Source organism: Bradyrhizobium sp. SYSU BS000235 (assembly GCF_049747295.1).
Classification (GTDB): domain Bacteria; phylum Pseudomonadota; class Alphaproteobacteria; order Rhizobiales; family Xanthobacteraceae; genus Afipia.
Window position 1 is genome coordinate 277,263 of the sequence record NZ_JBMHJM010000001.1, and the last position, 16,329, is coordinate 293,591.

The window sequence follows — 16,329 nt, forward strand, 5'->3', positions numbered from 1 at the left end:
TGCCCGATCAAAGGACTATATTCCTGCAGTCTGGCGGTGGGCGCCTCGAGGCTCCCTACTCTGCCATCGCCGAGGCAGCGCCAGCCGTTCCGGGGCCAGCCAGCGGACGCTCTTCCATCAGCACGACCAACATCGCAGCCGTGCCGAGCAGCACTGCGGCTGCTCCGAAGACGTAGCGGAAGGCCGCGGACATATCGCCGGCGTCAATACCTTGCGTCGTTCCCGCGTGATGTTCGGCGCCGATCGACACGTGAGGACCAAGTACCGTCAGCAGGATCGCGGTGAATATTGCCACGGTGAAGGATGCCATCAGCGAGCGGAAGAAATTCATCGCACCGGTTGCGGTACCGACCTGGTTACGCGGGACCGCATTCTGGATCGACACCACGGTGACGGGAAACACCGTACCTAATCCAACGGCAAGCAATGACAGAAGCCCCAGCAGCACATAGAGCGGCAGCGGAGTTGCAAACGCCATTATGGCTGCGGCACAAGCCGAGATCGATACGCCGGCGATCGCCAAGCGCTTGTAGTGCTTCGTCATCGTCATCGCGCGGCCAACGATCCAGGCCCCCAGCACGGAGACCGCGACCAGTGGAATGAGCGCAAAGCCCGCTTCGCTCGCCGTCAATCCGTAAACGACTTCGTAGTAGAGCGGCAGATGAACGGTAAGGCCGATCATCGTACCGATACAACAGGCCCCGGCGCCGATCGCAAACGGCACCACCGTCCCAGACAACAGCGGTATCGGCAGGAACGGCTGACTGGTCCGCAATGCGTGGACGACAAACGCAGCGCCGAGACAGATCGCAGATCCAACCATCGCCAGGATCGTTGGCGACCCCCATGCGAACTTGTTACCGCCCCATGTCAACACCAGCATGATGATGACGGCGGAGGCCATCAACAGCAGGCCCCCGACCCAGTCGACTTTGCGTTTGCGATGGAAGACCGGGATCTTGCCCATTTTGGGCAGCAACAGTGCAAGCGACAGCACACCGAGCGGCAGATTGATCCAGAAGATCACGGACCAATGCAGATGCTCCGCGAACAAACCGCCCAGAACCGGTCCCCCGATGCCGGCCGCGACCCATACTGAACTGAAATAGGCCTGATACTGGCCGCGCTCACGCGGCGAAACCACGTCGGAAATAATGATCTGAACCAGAGGCAGAATGCCGCCGCCGCCGATGCCCTGCAGAGCCCGGGCCAGAATCAAGATCAGCAGATTTGGCGCGATAGCGCACAAGACCGAGCCGACGAGAAACAACGCCATCGACAGGATGATCATCGAACGCCGGCCGTAGATGTCACTGAGGGTACCGTAGACCGGCGCAACCGCCGTCGACGACAGAAGATACGCGGTGATCACCCAGGAGAGATTGGTCACGTCCCCGAACTGCCGCCCGATGGTCGGCAGCGCGGTCGCGACGATGGTCTGATCGAGCGCCGTCAGGAACATCGTGAGCATGAGGCTCAGCAGGATGGTCCTCACCTCACTCTTCGTCAGCGCCGGCGCCGGAGAAATCGGCGGCGCTTCATTGATGTCGATGACTTCGGTGGGGAGGTTTGAAACGTCGTCTGCCGTTTCGATGTCCTGCGTCTGATCCGCGTCAAAACGCTGTCGATGAGTCTCGGTCATGAGCCTGGATTGGGAGACTGGGAGAATGAAATATCTGAGAAATGGCTCGCGCGTAGCGGCAACGAACTGAAATCATCAGGGATGAGGATTGTTTATCCTGTTCGGGTCGTCTTCATAAGACACGCGGGTGCATGGGTGCACCGCGTTGGTGGATCATCACATTATCGGGACACCGCTGCGGCGTTTCAGCGGGTTGCCGGCCGCTTTTTCAGACGCGCACGTTTCGGCAGAGAGGCCGGCCACTGCACGATGTGATCCTCAAGATCGGCCTCATCGACTTCATCCTCGGTCCCCCACACCCTGCCCCGCACCGAAACTCCGGCCTCATGAACCGTGTTCGGATCGCCGGAGATCAGCGGATGCCACCAATAGAGATCGCGCCCCTCGGCAACGAGCTTGTAGCCGCAACTCGGCGGTAACCAGTTCAAGGTTCGGACATTCTCGGGCGTCAGCCGCACGCAATCAGACACCTTGTCCGACCTGTTGGGATAGTCCTTGCAGGCACACAGCCCTGCGTCGAGAAGCGTGCAAGAAATGTGGGTGAAGTAGATTTGTCCGGTGTCCTCGTCCTCAAGTTTCTCCAGGCAACACCGCGCACAGCCGTCGCACAGGCTCTCCCATTCGCTGTCGGACATCTCCTCCAACGTCTTGGTTTTCCAGAAATATTCGCTTTGAGTTGATGGTGGCCGCGGCCGGGTTGTCATAGCCTGGAACTCATCGTCCCCTCATGGGGCGTTAGCTTTTCAAGTGCTTTATGGGACTTGGCAGCGGATACGCAAGCCGCAAGACAGAAGATGCGCTGTTCCCGCCCTTGCTAAAGAATGGGATAGCGCTCTTGCTTACGATCAAAAAACCAGCGGCACCATTGGTTTATGACCTATGGTCGGCTAGAAGATGACGGATTCTCAACGGCTGAAATCGCCTTGGGGATGCCGCAAATTGGCGAGCACATCATTCTCGCGAATGCATTCAGTCGGCGCCTTGTCGCCGCGTCATGATCAAGGGTTTCGGTGAGCCAGATCGAACCAGGTGGGTGGAAACGAAGATTCCGGCATTTCCTGCTGGACCTCGACGCGCGCATTGATTCGACGCTGTTTTCGTCGGCTGTTGGTCTGCGCGAACTGTTCGAGCGCTACACCACCTTCATGGACAGGTTCTACGTCGGGCGCTGGAAACGATGGGTGATCGTTGAGCCGCTTTCGGAAGCTGCAACGATCGGTCTTGGCGGTCTGATCCTGATGCTCGCGCTGGCGCTGCCGGCGTTCCGAGAAACCTCCGACGATGACTGGCTGAAGAAATCCGATCTCGCCGTCACGTTTCTCGACCGCTATGGAAATCCGATCGGCAGCCGCGGCATCAAGCACAACGATTCGATCCCGCTTGAGGAGTTTCCGGATCATCTGATCAAGGCCACCCTCGCCACGGAAGACCGACGCTTCTATGACCACTTCGGCATCGACGTTGCGGGCACGCTGCGCGCATTGATGACCAACGCTCAGGCCGGCGGCGTGCGACAGGGCGGCTCCTCCATCACCCAGCAGCTCGCCAAGAACCTGTTTCTGAGCAACGAGCGCACGATCGAACGTAAGGTGAAGGAAGCCTTCCTCGCCATCTGGCTCGAAACACGGCTCACCAAGAACGAGATCCTGAAACTCTATCTCGACCGCGCCTATATGGGCGGCGGCACGTTCGGTGTGGATGGCGCGGCTCATTTCTATTTCAATAAATCCGCGCGCGATGTGAATCTCGCGGAAGCCGCGATGCTGGCCGGCCTGTTCAAGGCACCGACGAAATACGCGCCTCACATCAACCTGCCCGCAGCTCGCGCCCGCGCCAACGTCGTGCTCGACAATCTCGTGGACGCCGGCTTCATGACCGAAGGCCAAGTGTTCGGCGCCCGGCGCAACCCGGCCACCGCGGTCGATCGCCGCGACGAGAACTCTCCGAACTACTACCTCGATTGGGCCTTCGATGAGATGAAGAAGCTCGTCGAGACGTTCCCCAAATCCTACACCGAACGTGTCTTCGTTGTCCGTACTGCCATCGACATGAATGTGCAGCGGGCGGCGGAAGCCACGGTTGAAAATCAGCTGCGTCAATTCGGCCGCGACTATCACGCCACCCAGGCGGCGGTTGTGCTCGCCGACCTCGATGGCGGCGTCCGTGCGATGGTCGGTGGCAGAGACTATGGCGCGAGCCAGTTCAATCGCGCGACCGACGCGATGCGCCAGCCCGGTTCGTCGTTCAAGCCTTACGTCTACACTACGGCGCTATTGAACGGCTTTACGCCGAAGTCCGTCGTGGTGGACGGACCAATCTGTATCGGCAACTGGTGTCCGCAAAACTACGGTCGCTCATACTCGGGACCAGTCACGCTGACGCAGGCCCTCACGCGCTCAATCAACGTCATCCCGGTCAAGCTATCCATTGCGATTGGCGGCAAGGGCGGCCCGAAGGCGGGCCGCGCCAAAATCGTCGAAACGGCGCGCAAATTCGGCATCAAAGCGCCGCTTCCGGATACGCCGTCGCTGCCGATCGGCGCCGACGAAGTCACCGTGCTTGAACATGCCGTGGCCTATGCCACCTTCCCCAATAAAGGGAAAGCGGTCACCCCACACGCCATCCTTGAGGTGCGAACCGGGGCCGGCGATCTCGTGTGGCGTTTCGATCGCGATGGCAAGAAGCCGACACAGGCAATCCCCGCGCCGGTCGCAGCCGATATGGCGGAAATGATGAGCCACGTCGTCGACGAAGGCACCGCGCGACGCGCGCGTCTTGACGGCATTCCGGCAGCCGGCAAAACCGGTACAACCAACGCATACCGGGACGCCTGGTTCGTCGGCTACACCGGCAACTTCACCATGGCGGTCTGGTACGGCAATGACGATTACTCATCCACGAACCGAATGACCGGCGGCTCCCTACCCGCCCAGACATGGCACGACATCATGGTCGCCGCACACCAGGGCGTCGAGATCAAGGATTTGCCTGGCGTCGGTGCTGGCAAGAAGCTGCCTGAGTCCGAGGCCGCAGCATCGGCAAATGCGAAAGCTCCCGAGGTCGCTCCCGGCCCGCCGCCGGTCCTGACCCGGCGCGGCGCGAATATCCTGGTAAAAGTCGAAAAAATGTTCGACGACGCCGCAAAGACCGTAGGCGTGCCCGGCAAAACGTCGTTAAACGATGCTGATAAAAAGGCGTCGTCCGACCGGGCATTCCCCGATAGCTTTGCGTCATCGGATCTGCCCTCGGCTTTGGCGCCATCCCGAAAGAATTGATCGCCCCCATCATGGCGCCCTAATCGTGCGACTGATTTTTATCACTCTTCTGTCGTTGATGATCGCGACCGTCGTCGGCCTCGGCGCGACGTGGGTGACGTCGACACGCGGCGTCAATGTCGGCACGATTAACATCGGTGCATGGACCGCAAGACCGAAAGTCGGCACCAGCGACATTGACCCGTACTCGCGCGCATCGATCGCGCGAAGCGGTGAACTGCCGGTTGGCGCCGGCGACGGCATCACCTTCAGTACCACCAAGGATGACGCACAACGCCGCCTCGACGGGCGGTGTGACGTCGTCGTCAAAGGCGTGACACCGCCGGCACGCTTCTGGACCCTGACCTTGTACGACATGAAGGGTCAGCTCGTGGCCAATGCGCTCCAGCGCTACGGCTTTACCAGCCAGGAAATCGTCCGCGAGTCGAACGGCTCATTCGAAATAAAGATATCGTCGCGATCACGTGCAGGAAACTGGCTGCCGACTGCCGGCGTCGATCATTACTTCCTCGTTCTGCGGCTTTACGATACGCCGGTGGGCGTCGGCACGCGAACGCAGAAAGATGCACCGATGCCTTCGGTGACCACGGTGGGTTGCTCATGATCCGCTGGCTGTTTGCAATTCTCGGCGGCATCCTGCTTGGCGGGATCGTGCACCTCGTGAGTGTGCTGGTGCTGCCGCGCGTCGCGACACTGGATGCCTATTCCCGGCTCGAACCCATCACGAAGCTCAACGCCGTGACGGCGCTTCCGGCCGCGGCACCGACCGGGGCACCGATGCCTTTCATGGATCCCGCTTTTGCGACGGCGGCCTGCCGCTATGACCTCTCAGATGGTCCGATCAAGCTGAGCGTGCCGGTCAGCCAGGCTTATACGTCGGTGTCGTTTTATACCCGCAACGACGTCGCCTATTACGCCATCAACGACCGCTCCGCCGGACGACGCGTGATCGAGCTCGACCTCATGACCGAAGCGCAGCATGCCGAGTTGCCGGAGGACGAAGACGTGACTGCGGCTGACAGGCTCATCATCGATTCACCGACCACGACGGGCATCATCATCCTGAAGGCCTTGGCGCCGGAGCCGGGCTTGATGCCGCAGGCGCAGGCCTCGCTCGCCGCATCGACCTGCCGCGTACAGAGCGAGCCGGCCCCGGCGAAATAGCTAGTTTAGCGATCGCAAGAAATGATTTGGCGACCTTGCGATGGTAGGTTGCCGCAATGAACAGCCGCATCGCTTCCCCACCTGCTGCAGCCAAAGCTTCGGGATCAGTCACTCCCACAAAGCCCGATGGCATCATGGTATTTGACGGGATCTGCAACTTCTGCTCGGGTTACGTCCGGCTGGTGCTGATGATGGACCGTGAGGGCGTCATTCGTTTCACGCCGATTCAATCCGCATATGGAAGGCAGCTGTGTGAAAAGCATGGCGTCAATCCTGATGATCCATCGACCTTTTTGTTTTTCGACAATGGCGAGGCGATCGGCGGCACTAACGGGATGGCTGCGATGCTTGCTCGGATGCCTCTGCCCTGGCGAGCGCTGCGTGCCCTCGTCGCAATTCCGCAGCCCATTCGAAACGCCGTGTATCGCTGGACGGCCCGCAATCGTTATCACCTGCTAGGCAAACGGCGGGAGTGCATGATCCCACCGCCGCATGTGCGCCAGCGTTTCATCACCGAACCACCGGCCCTCTAGCCATGCGCCGCGTTTTGCTGATTGGCGCCACGGGAGCATTTGGGAGCCGCCTTGCGGCTCTTCTCGCAACATTCACGAATATCGAACTCGTGCTTGCCGCACGAGGACTGACCGCTCTTACTCAATTGCGGAACGATCTCGTCAATCAATATCCTGCCGCCCGTATCACGGTTCAGCAGTTTGACCGGTCACGCGCAGACAGTATTGCAAGCATCTCGCCATGGCTCGTTATCGACACGGCAGGCCCCTTTCAGGACACCGATTATGGCCTAGCGCAAACCGCCATCGGTTGCGGAGCGCACTATATCGACATCGCCGATGCACGAAGGTTCGTGGCGAATTTTGCGGAAGCTCTCGATGCGCAGGCACGCACGGCAGGTGTTCTTGCCGTCACCGGAGCAAGTTCGACACCCGCCCTTTCGCACGCCGTGTTGGCGCCCCTGGTTACCGGGTGGCGTCGCCTCGACGACGTGATCGTGGCGATTTGTCCTGGGGCCAAAGCACCGCGCGGGCTTTCAGTTATTCAGGCCATTCTCTCCTATGTTGGCCGGCCGGTCCGCGTTTTCAGCAACGGGCATTGGATCTCCTCACCTGGATGGTCCGGGGCCCGCCGTCTCGCTATTCCGGGCCTCGGACGGCGATGGACCTCGCTCTGCGAGACACCTGACCTCGACATGCTGCCTGCCCATTTTCCCATTCAACGAACTGCTCTGTTTTTGGCAGGCGTCGAGCCCGGCTTGATGCACCTCGGTCTCACGGCACTGAGCCTGCCAGTTCGGTGGGGCCTCATAAGCTCGTTGAAGCGATTGGCACGGCCACTGCGCTTCGTCGCCGGACTTCTGGACAGGTTCGGATCCGACCGCGGCGGAATGCTGGTGCAGGCATCAGGCGCGGATCACAAAGGCCGAAACGTTGTTGCCCGGTGGTCGCTGCTCGCCAGGGACAATGCGGGCCCGAGCGTACCCATCGCTGCCGCGGCGGCCATGGTGCGCGGACTGCTGGACAATCGGATCACGCAGACCGGGGCACAAGCTTGCGTTGGCCTGCTGAAACCAGAGGCCATCCTTTGCGAATTGCAGCATCTCCCGGTTATGACGCGGGAAGATGAGGCATGGCCCGATCATGCTACCCTCTTTCGCCGCCTGTTAGGCCGTCACGTTGACGACCTTCCGCAAGCGGTCAGATCGGTCCACGATCAGGAACGCGCCGGGACTTTCGCCGGCACCGCCATCGCGCGCACCGGCCGCGGATGGCCGGCGCGCCTCCTGCGTTGGCTCGTCGGATTGCCGAAAAGCGGCCGCTATCCTGTTGTGGTGAAGATGACTGCGGACAAGACCGGCGAGAGCTGGGCCCGTCAGTTTGGCGAAAGCAGCTTCAGATCGCGTCTGCAGAGCACGTCCCAGATAGCGACGTTCGAGGAGCAGTTCGGGCCTCTCAGGTTTACCTTCGATCTGGCTCGAACCGAACGCGGTGTTGACTGGCGATTTCTCGGCTGGTCTTTCCTCGCCCTTCCGCTGCCCGCATGGGCAGCTCCCAAGATCAGGGCCACAGCGACAGAGGCGAACAGCCGCTACCGATTCAACGTTGCCGTTCAGCATCCCGCGCTCGGACTGCTGTTTGCGTATCGCGGGACGCTCTTTGTCGAACAAGAGAGCGCCCCGCAATCTCATACAGCTTACGAAGCGACGTGCGGATAGACTTCGAGCATTCCGCGATAGATCATATCGCCCGCCACATAGAGAATGACCGCAAGACCGACGTAAGCGATCCAGCGATGGTTTTGCAGCAACCGCGCGATGAACGACGCAGCGACACCCATCATCGCAATCGAAAGTGCCAGACCGAACACCAGTACCCATGGATGTTCACGCGCTGCGCCCGCGACCGCCAGGACGTTGTCGAGAGACATTGACACGTCAGCCACGATGATCTGCCAGGTCGCCTGAGCAAGTGTCTTGCGAGGCACATCATCGGTCTCTGCGCCTATCGGCATGCCTTCGGCTACCGCCATCTCGGCATGACCGGTCGACGCCCGCAGCTCTCGCCACATCTTCCAGCAGACCCACAGCAGCAGGATCCCGCCCGCAAGCAGCAAGCCGACAATCTGCAGAAGCTGTGTCGTCAAACCGGCGAACACAATTCGCAGCAGTGTCGCCGCACCGATACCAATCAGAATGGCCTTGGTTCGCTGCGTCGCTGGCAGGCCCGCAGCCGCAAGACCGATGACAATGGCGTTGTCACCGGCGAGAACGAGATCGATGATAATGACCTGAAAAAGTGCTGTCAGGACGTCAGCGGTGAGAAAATCAAACATGAGCCGGGCTTCCCTTCTAAGGAAGAGCGGCCTCCTATCGCAGGCTTGTATACGCGACAACATGACGTCCACGATGCCGGCAATCGGCCGGACATCGCTTCAGTGCAACACGCTTGTGCCGCATATCAAAAAAGGGGCCACTCCAACTGAATTCCAGTCCGACATCGCAGCCTGCTGGCTGCCAGAGGGGCCCGGCCTGGTAGGTGTTTTGTATCTCCTGCTATTGCGTGTTGGTTCGACGTTCGAACAGATGCTCGAACAATTGTGTCACTTGATCGGGCTCACCGAGCACCGACGCCGCACAGCCGGTCAGGACAAGCCCGCCGGCGACATCCCACAGTGTCAGCTTCTCCGGATTGGTTTCAGTCCTCACCGAGCAAGCCAGAACAACTGAGATTGCGGCACCCGAAAACAAAAGAACGCTAAAGGCGGGCAGAATGAGTTCCATATCAAGCGAATAGATGATCAGAGCAGCGGGAACTGCCAGCACGACACTCAAGAGTGTCAGCAATCCGGATGACTCGCTCGGATTCGGAATCCAGTTGACCCGATGCTTGATGGAACCACTCACTTCAGACCTCTTCGAGCAATTCACATCGTTTGCATGGATGCGCATCGCTGCGCATCTCTCAAAAAATCCTATGACCTTAGTGTGGAGAGAACATCCGATTGTGCGTTGAAACAACGCGACTTTCAGCCGCACATTCACGGTAACGTGTTGCGGATCTGATCAGCCGCCCACGCGGAGCGCACGGCCCACAACGGCGGGCGCAGTTGTCCACGCCGCTGACGCGCGATCCGACAATTGAGCAATGAGACGATCCGCATCCGCCGCCATGGCATCGGGCGCATGAATCACAAGGCGTTCAAGCGCCCAGCGGTAAGATGCCACACGCTGCTGCAAACACTGCTGAGCCCACTGCACCACCAGCACGTTTTCGCGCATACGCGCCTGCGCGTCGTCTCGCTCGCGCGGAGACAACTCGGTGATGTAGCTCAGAGCCTTGTTGCGCTTGATATCGAGATCGTTGACCTTTTCAGCCACCGGAAGCAGCTGATCAAGCATGTAGCCGTCGTTGCGGACGTCCTCCATCAGGCCGGCATACGCCGCAACCTGCGACCGATGAGGCTCGTCGATCATGCGGCGGCCGTAGAGCGTGCGATCGAAAAAAACTTTTTGCCGCCAGGGCGCCGGGAACGGCTTGTAGTCGCCAAACACGGCTTTCCATGCCGGGCGCGAGTGCGGCGGCTCGATAAAATAATATGCGAAATCGCGCAGCGACCGCTCGTAATCAGTCAACTGGAATTGCGAAGGCCGCCCGCCGAGGCTGGTCGTCGCCTCGACGCCAACCCAGCTGTGCATGTCCTCGTGATAAAAGGTCCCCTGCGTGCGACCGAAATCGCCGCCCGGACAGGCCAGGCTCGCAACAAACGGCAGAAGATACATTGGATTGCACATGGGAGCCCGGCGATTGATGTTGGCGATCCGGCGTCACCGTCGAACCAAAACTACCCTCAGGAACGAGCCCTGCGCTTGCGTCGACGCCCCGTCGCCCCTTCCGTCGGGCCGCTGTCGCCACGCGTTTCTTCCGCGTAGCGCTCAATTCTCACAACGGGAAGAATCACGACTGTTGCACTTCCCTGACGCGGTAACTGATACGCGCTTTCTCCCTCGCGTCGCGAAACGGCGCGCACCGGGAATTCAACGACAGTGCCCATCTCAACCACTCTCTGCTGGCCGCCCCCTAAACCTCGCAAGGCCCCGCGGCACACGGCCATTAAGGACAAACGTGGTTAACGGCTCATTAATGGGCACGCGATAACGTCGGGTTAAGATTTAACTCCGATCGCGCATGACATGACGGCACCTGCAATCCCCAACGGCCTCGATGGCCTTTTGAATTTGTCCCAACGGGAGGGGGTCGATATCCGGCCGACGCTTCTGCGCGTGCTGACCGACCTTTATGTCCAGACACGTGATCACACCCGCGACGAGGAACGGCAATATGTCGAACTCGCATCGCGATTGATCGACGAGGTTGATGATGCGACGCGCGCGGCCGTCAGAGCCCGCTTGTCGATCTATCCACAAACGCCGACCGCACTGATCTGGAAGCTCAGACTGAGGCCCCCCGCCGAACCGCAGACGAATCAGTCTGGTCGCATGCAGGATTCAGCCGGAAGCCATCCCGTGCAGGACGATGTATTCGAGATCGACGTCGAACCCGATCTGGAAGACCTCGAAATTGTGTCCGAACCGGACGTCAGGATCGCGCCGACATTGGCTATGCAACCTGAAGACGCATCGAAACTGATCGATGTGTTTGTTGGTGCGGGCCGAAGCGAGCGTACGAAAATGCTCTATAGCCTGACGGATGCACCGCTCAAGCCTTCTCCTCCAGTTGACTTGCGGCGTGCAAGGCGCGCGATTGCACTGCTCGAACAGGCCGCGATGGCCGCTGATATGCCGAAGTTCACCGCCGAAATTGCAGACTCATTGATTCTAACCGCACGCGTCGCATCGCAGATCGTTGAGGACGCAGGCGGTGAGCCGCTTGTCTGCGCCGCCAAGGCCCTTGGCATGCCTTCCGACGTGTTCCAACGGGTGTTGCTGTTTCTCAATCCGACGCTCGGTGCATCGGTCACCGACGTGTACCGGCTCGCCCGTCTGTACGATACGATCAGCGAGCGCGCCGCCTTGATCATGCTGACGGCATGGCGCGGCGCGGCTGTCGCTGCAACGCGGGCCAAATACCGCCCCGCCCTTTACGACGATGAACGGCAGCGGGCCCGGTCAACTCCGTCGGAAACGCGCACCGCACCTCAATCGGGCGGAGCAACGACAATCCGCAACGCGTTCGTTGGGCCAACGAGACGTTAGTGTTCCAAATCCAAAATCATGTCTTCGCCAAATCGAGGAAATGCCGTCCGGCCTTGTCCTCGATCTCGACGATCCAGACGTCCGGATCAAAGCTGACCTCCTTAGCCAGACGCGCTTCGATCACCTGCTCCTCAACAGGCTGAGGGGGCGACGGCGTGAAGACACGCTCAACCGGCCGACTGTCGTCATAGGCCGTCTGTGGCGCCGGCACATACAGCCACGCGGTCCCATCCAAGAGAGCAAGCTTGACGAAAACAGCGCCCGCCTCCTCGGCGCCACGCCTGCGGACTGCGCCGAAGACCCCTTCACTCTGACATCGCCGCAGATACGCCGCGACCCAGATCGATGACTTCAGACGGGACATGTGATGAGCCAGTTGATGATGCGAGACGGCGAGGCCCGAAGCATATCAGCGGACACCGTCACCTTGGCAGCTTTTTTCCGATATCCGGATGCGGTCTGCATAGCCGCTTTCATGAGCCGCCCACAGAAGCGCAACCCATAAGCCACCTGGGCGGCACGGGCCCCTTTGAGGTGCGCGAGAGGGTCGAAGGGGCCAGCAGGCGCTGGCTTATTCGATTGGCCGCCCCGTCAACACGACAAGATCCCTGATCAGGCGATCTGAAAGCTGGCCAGTGATCGGCAGCTTGCGATCCTTTTCAAACTTCTGGATCGCCGCTTGCGTGTCCGGTCCCATCACCCCTGTCACCTTGACCTGCCCATAGCCGAATTCTGCCAGGGCACGCTGGACGGCCGTAATACGGCGCGTGGAATTGATCAGGTCGCCGACCGGGTCGACCCGGTGCGCGGGCATTCCGCCGGACTTTTGTGACGCGCTCGAAGGCGGAGTTGCTGCCTTTACCGGCGCCGGCGCTTCGACCGGCATAGTCTCGGTCGGCCGAGGCTCGGCCTCAGCAGGACGGACCCGCGGCAGTGGCGCCGAGATTGGAGCCGGAGATATAAATGCCGTGCCGAACATGGGCGATGGATGCCGGCCGGCCTGCAGGAACAGCGCATTGGTCATGATGGCGACAACAGCACCCAATGCTGCTGCACCCGCAACGGTATCCTTCGGGCTGTGAAGCAGCACGCGCATGATCAGTCCACGCTCACGCTCGGGCTCGATCGCAACGGCTGTTGCGGCCCGGCGACGACGTGGCTTCTCTTCATCGGTAGAAATACGCTTAGGCACTTTTCTTCACCTGATAATCTTGTTTCTGGACGCGCTGGGTCGGCGCGAGGGTTGCCACGTTGCTCGTATTGCTGAGCACTGGCGGCGTATAAACAAGCGGCAATGCCACGGTCACTGTGGTGCCTTCGTCGATCTTACTATCGACAGTCATGTCACCACCGTGCAGCCCCACAAGGCTTTTGACAATAGACAGACCAAGTCCCGTTCCTTCGTGGCGACGCTGATAGGTCTTGCCCGCCTGGAAGAACGGATCGCCAAGCCGCTTGAGATCTTCTGCTTCGATGCCGACGCCGGTATCCATGACGCGCACCATCAGGCGCGGCCCTTCGACCGAGGCAGTGACGGTCACCGTACCACCGCGTTCCGAGAACTTGATTGCGTTGGAGAGCAAATTCAGGAGGATTTGCTTGAACGCACGCGGATCACCATTGATCTGCGGAAGGTCCGTCGGAGCACGGGTGACAAGATCGATGCCGCCCTCGCGCGCCTTGAGCACCATCAGATTGCAGCAGCCGACGAGCGACTCGCGCGGTGAAAACAGCTCCGGCACGATTTCAAAATTGCCGCTCTCCATCTTCGACATGTCGAGGATGCCATTCACGACGGAAAGCAGATGTAATCCAGACTCGTTGATGAGCTTGGCATATTCCTTACGCCGCGCAGCGTCGATCATCATCTCGTCTTCATGGACGATCATCTCGGAGAATCCGATGATGGCGTTCAACGGTGTGCGCAATTCATGGCTCATTGTGGCAAGGAACCGCGACTTCGTTTCCCCTGCCCGTTCAGCCTCGCTTCGAGCCGTCTCAAGCGCCTGCTCCTGAAGCTTGCGTTCCGTCACATCGCGCATGACTGCAACGACTTCAACACCAGGCTCCGCATGCGGTCCCGAAATGATGTCAATCGGCCTGCAACGCATCTCGATCCAGATGAATTCAGCCGCCGGAGTACGGGAGGACGCGTCGCGTTTGACACGGAATTCAACACTGCGCTCGCTTCCGCTGCGGGCCGCTTCCGACAGCGCCGTCAGATACGAAGGGCGATCGGCAACATGAACGCGATCGAACAACCCATGCTGCAGCAGACGTGCAGCGGGGGCGCCCAGCAGCGTTTCCGCCGCCGGAGAGATGAACTGGATCGCACCGTTGCGGCTATGCCGGGAAATGACGTCGCTGATGTTGCGAGCCAAGAGACGATAGCGTTCTTCCTCGTCGCTCAGCAGTTTCTTGCTGGTGCGGGCCAGAGCTTCAGCACTGAAAGCAAGAGCTGCGGCATACATCGTCGCGGTCGCGATACCGATCGTGGCGAAGAATGAATTGAAATGCGCGGGCACCTTCGAGACAGGCAGAACCCCGAGAGACCCCATGGCGACCAGAGTCAGCGCGCAACCGAGCGCAAGCACCACGGTGGTGGCCACGATACGGCGCGACGCCGACAGCGCGGCTTCAAGCGGAACAGCGATAAGCCAGATGGCGGCGAACGACGAGATGCCGCCCGTATGAATGCAAAGAATCAGGACGACCGCAGCAAGCGACGTTGATGAAAGGATGTGAGCGCTTTCGTAGTGGCCAGTCCGCGATAGATAATACGAGATCAAGATCGGCACGATCAGCCATGCGAATGCCATCACCTCAATGACAGTCGGTGCGCCGCGAACCGCGAGATAAAGTGGGAGCGAAGCAAGCGCCACCAGACTGCCCAGCAACCGGGGAGCAATAAAGGCGCGATGCCGCGCGCTCGTCATCGCATCCCGCCGTGCTGATGGATGCAGCAGGGTATCCAGGTGGTCCCGTATGATCGCAAACACTGTCACGCTTTAATACTCACGTTCGGCTCACACGTCAGCGACGTATGCCGGAACGCCCCCTTTATTCGTTGCCGGATGCTGTCAGAGCGAACTTAAGCGAACACTAAGGCACCCGGGCAATCGCGGCTCGCAGCCGCTGAACATGCGGTTTTGGGCACAATCGGCATTGCATTTGACGGGAATGGTGAACGCGAAGTTTCTATGGGGACGCTGATATGGTTTCGAAATGGTGGACGATGCGTTCGCAGCGACCATACGGGCGCTTCATACACACTTAACGAACCACGCACTGGTCAATTGAAAATTTACGCCAAATGAAACGATTCGAATTTTAAGCAAATTGGACTTTGTCAAAACACCGGGGATTTAACCGGCCCTGCTAAAGAACAGACGCGTTTGGAAACAACCAATAACGACATGAACGCTTCGAGGGGAATGAAGCGCTTCATTGGGACCGAGATCGACGGGGTTTGAGATGTTCTTTCTGCTTCGCATGGCATTCTGGCTCGGGCTTGTGCTTGTGCTACTGCCGACAGACAAGACGCCTGACACAGACAAGGCTCCTGAAGTGGCGACGTCGGATGCCATTTCCGCCGCGACCGCTGCTGTCTCGGACATGAGCCAGTTCTGCACACGTCAGCCGGCGGCTTGCGCCGTGGGTGGTCAGGCCGCGACAGTCATTGGCGCGCGCGCGCAGAACGGCGCAAGGAAGGTCTATCACTTCATCACGGACAAGGCCGAGAATAAGACCGAGAACAAGACTCTGATCGGGCCCGAGAAGCCGGAGAAGAAATCGCCTGATCACACGGGGTCGATTGCTTCACTGGATGATGATGCCGACATCAGCGGCGTCACGCACCAGACGCTCACCCAGGAGGACCTGCAGATGGAATGGCAGCCTCCCACTGCGGAGCCCGTTCCGGCTCCGTAAAAACACCGTTGCGATATAGCTATCGAAGGTTTCCGATCTCATATAAGGGTTCTGCCCATGAGATCGGAACTGTCATGACCATTGATGAAATCAGGGACAACTTTGCGCTGCTGGACGAGTGGGACGATCGCTACCGCTATGTGATCGAACTCGGCCGAACCCTGGACCCGATGACCGAAGACGAGCATTCCGCCGCCAACAAGGTTCAGGGCTGCGCCAGCCAGGTCTGGTTGTCTCGTGACATCGACCGCCGGAACGGCGAACCGGTGCTTAATTTCAAGGGCGACAGCGACGCGCATATCGTCCGGGGGCTGATTGCGATCCTGCTGGCGCTCCAGTCAGGAAAGACCGCGCGCGAGGTTCTCAGCGCTGATCCGATAGCGGTTTTCGATGAGTTGGGTTTCCGCGAACATCTGACGCCGCAACGATCGAATGGCCTGCGGGCGATGGTCGAGCGTATTAAAAACGATGCGCGGGAAACGCTGGCCGAGACGACCTGATTCCCAGTTGAAGAGCCGTCCTCCGCATCGCGATGGCTGAAGTTCTCGACAAGCTAGCTCGTAAAGCGGGCGGAAATTATTCCCACGAGG

17 protein-coding genes are annotated in these 16,329 nt (G+C 59.8%); 8 read left to right on the forward strand and 9 right to left on the reverse strand.

Features of this window, described 5'->3' with window-relative positions; genetic code table 11:
* Nucleotides 1-55 precede the first annotated feature (55 nt).
* Nucleotides 56-1,642 carry an MDR family MFS transporter gene (locus ACP0KA_RS01250; RefSeq protein ID WP_424627022.1) on the reverse strand — a complete coding sequence of 529 codons (1,587 nt, stop codon included), beginning with the start codon at nucleotides 1,640-1,642 and terminating at the stop codon, nucleotides 56-58.
* A 185-nt stretch (nucleotides 1,643-1,827) separates the two neighbouring features.
* Complete coding sequence (locus ACP0KA_RS01255; RefSeq protein ID WP_424627023.1) at nucleotides 1,828-2,346, reverse strand: YcgN family cysteine cluster protein; 519 nt, start codon at nucleotides 2,344-2,346, stop codon at nucleotides 1,828-1,830.
* 306 nt (nucleotides 2,347-2,652) lie between these two features.
* On the opposite strand from ACP0KA_RS01255, the gene ACP0KA_RS01260 reads away from it, so the two are divergent.
* The 5 genes from ACP0KA_RS01260 to ACP0KA_RS01280 are packed head-to-tail and all read left to right on the forward strand — an operon-like array spanning nucleotide 2,653 to nucleotide 8,311.
* Complete coding sequence (locus ACP0KA_RS01260) at nucleotides 2,653-4,917, forward strand: transglycosylase domain-containing protein (RefSeq protein WP_424627024.1); 2,265 nt, start codon at nucleotides 2,653-2,655, stop codon at nucleotides 4,915-4,917.
* Nucleotides 4,918-4,942: 25 nt separating this feature from the next.
* Complete coding sequence (locus ACP0KA_RS01265; protein WP_424627025.1) at nucleotides 4,943-5,521, forward strand: DUF1214 domain-containing protein; 579 nt, start codon at nucleotides 4,943-4,945, stop codon at nucleotides 5,519-5,521.
* Nucleotides 5,518-6,081: a DUF1254 domain-containing protein gene (locus ACP0KA_RS01270; protein ID WP_424627026.1), complete on the forward strand. Its 564-nt coding sequence runs from the start codon at nucleotides 5,518-5,520 to the stop codon at nucleotides 6,079-6,081. The genes ACP0KA_RS01265 and ACP0KA_RS01270 overlap by 4 nt, the downstream gene beginning before the upstream one ends.
* Nucleotides 6,082-6,137: 56 nt before the next feature.
* Nucleotides 6,138-6,614, forward strand: coding sequence for a thiol-disulfide oxidoreductase DCC family protein (locus ACP0KA_RS01275; RefSeq protein WP_424627027.1), 477 nt, complete (start codon nucleotides 6,138-6,140; stop codon nucleotides 6,612-6,614).
* A 2-nt stretch (nucleotides 6,615-6,616) separates the two neighbouring features.
* Nucleotides 6,617-8,311 carry a DUF4166 domain-containing protein gene (locus ACP0KA_RS01280; RefSeq protein ID WP_424627028.1) on the forward strand — a complete coding sequence of 565 codons (1,695 nt, stop codon included), beginning with the start codon at nucleotides 6,617-6,619 and terminating at the stop codon, nucleotides 8,309-8,311.
* Here ACP0KA_RS01280 and ACP0KA_RS01285 read toward each other — a convergent pair.
* From ACP0KA_RS01285 to ACP0KA_RS01300, 4 genes are all read right to left on the reverse strand, one after another.
* Nucleotides 8,290-8,928, reverse strand: coding sequence for a TerC family protein (locus ACP0KA_RS01285; RefSeq protein WP_424627029.1), 639 nt, complete (start codon nucleotides 8,926-8,928; stop codon nucleotides 8,290-8,292). The two genes, ACP0KA_RS01280 and ACP0KA_RS01285, sit on opposite strands and share 22 nt — an antisense overlap.
* Before the next feature lie 220 nt (nucleotides 8,929-9,148).
* Nucleotides 9,149-9,499 carry a hypothetical protein gene (locus ACP0KA_RS01290; RefSeq protein WP_424627030.1) on the reverse strand — a complete coding sequence of 117 codons (351 nt, stop codon included), beginning with the start codon at nucleotides 9,497-9,499 and terminating at the stop codon, nucleotides 9,149-9,151.
* Nucleotides 9,500-9,658: 159 nt separating this feature from the next.
* Nucleotides 9,659-10,387: a hypothetical protein gene (locus tag ACP0KA_RS01295; protein ID WP_424627031.1), complete on the reverse strand. Its 729-nt coding sequence runs from the start codon at nucleotides 10,385-10,387 to the stop codon at nucleotides 9,659-9,661.
* Between the two features lie 56 nt (nucleotides 10,388-10,443).
* A complete protein-coding gene (locus ACP0KA_RS01300) occupies nucleotides 10,444-10,647 on the reverse strand; it encodes a hypothetical protein (protein ID WP_424627032.1) in 204 nt (67 codons plus the stop codon).
* Nucleotides 10,648-10,786: 139 nt separating this feature from the next.
* Here ACP0KA_RS01300 and ACP0KA_RS01305 point away from each other — a divergent pair, with 139 nt between their 5' ends.
* On the forward strand, nucleotides 10,787-11,809 hold the full coding sequence (locus ACP0KA_RS01305; protein WP_424627033.1) for a DUF2336 domain-containing protein: 1,023 nt from the start codon (nucleotides 10,787-10,789) through the stop codon (nucleotides 11,807-11,809).
* 16 nt (nucleotides 11,810-11,825) lie between these two features.
* On the opposite strand, the gene ACP0KA_RS01310 is transcribed toward ACP0KA_RS01305, so the two are convergent.
* The 3 genes from ACP0KA_RS01310 to ACP0KA_RS01320 all read right to left on the reverse strand — a co-directional run bounded on the left by ACP0KA_RS01310 (nucleotide 11,826) and on the right by ACP0KA_RS01320 (nucleotide 14,814).
* Nucleotides 11,826-12,173, reverse strand: a complete 348-nt coding sequence (locus tag ACP0KA_RS01310) for a DUF1491 family protein (RefSeq protein WP_424627034.1) — start codon at nucleotides 12,171-12,173, stop codon at nucleotides 11,826-11,828.
* Between the two features lie 207 nt (nucleotides 12,174-12,380).
* Nucleotides 12,381-13,001: a peptidoglycan-binding protein gene (locus ACP0KA_RS01315; protein ID WP_424627035.1), complete on the reverse strand. Its 621-nt coding sequence runs from the start codon at nucleotides 12,999-13,001 to the stop codon at nucleotides 12,381-12,383.
* The gene (locus ACP0KA_RS01320) at nucleotides 12,994-14,814 is read right to left on the reverse strand and encodes a PAS domain-containing sensor histidine kinase (protein WP_424627036.1); all 1,821 of its coding nucleotides are present in this window, start codon (nucleotides 14,812-14,814) and stop codon (nucleotides 12,994-12,996) included. The genes ACP0KA_RS01315 and ACP0KA_RS01320 overlap by 8 nt, the downstream gene beginning before the upstream one ends.
* Nucleotides 14,815-15,283: 469 nt before the next feature.
* Between ACP0KA_RS01320 and ACP0KA_RS01325 the strand changes: the two genes are divergently transcribed.
* Together ACP0KA_RS01325 and ACP0KA_RS01330 are read left to right on the forward strand one after the other, a co-directional pair.
* Nucleotides 15,284-15,739, forward strand: coding sequence for a DUF5330 domain-containing protein (locus tag ACP0KA_RS01325; protein WP_424627037.1), 456 nt, complete (start codon nucleotides 15,284-15,286; stop codon nucleotides 15,737-15,739).
* A 74-nt stretch (nucleotides 15,740-15,813) separates the two neighbouring features.
* Nucleotides 15,814-16,239, forward strand: coding sequence for a SufE family protein (locus tag ACP0KA_RS01330; RefSeq protein WP_424627038.1), 426 nt, complete (start codon nucleotides 15,814-15,816; stop codon nucleotides 16,237-16,239).
* The last annotated feature ends 90 nt before the right edge of the window (nucleotides 16,240-16,329 follow it).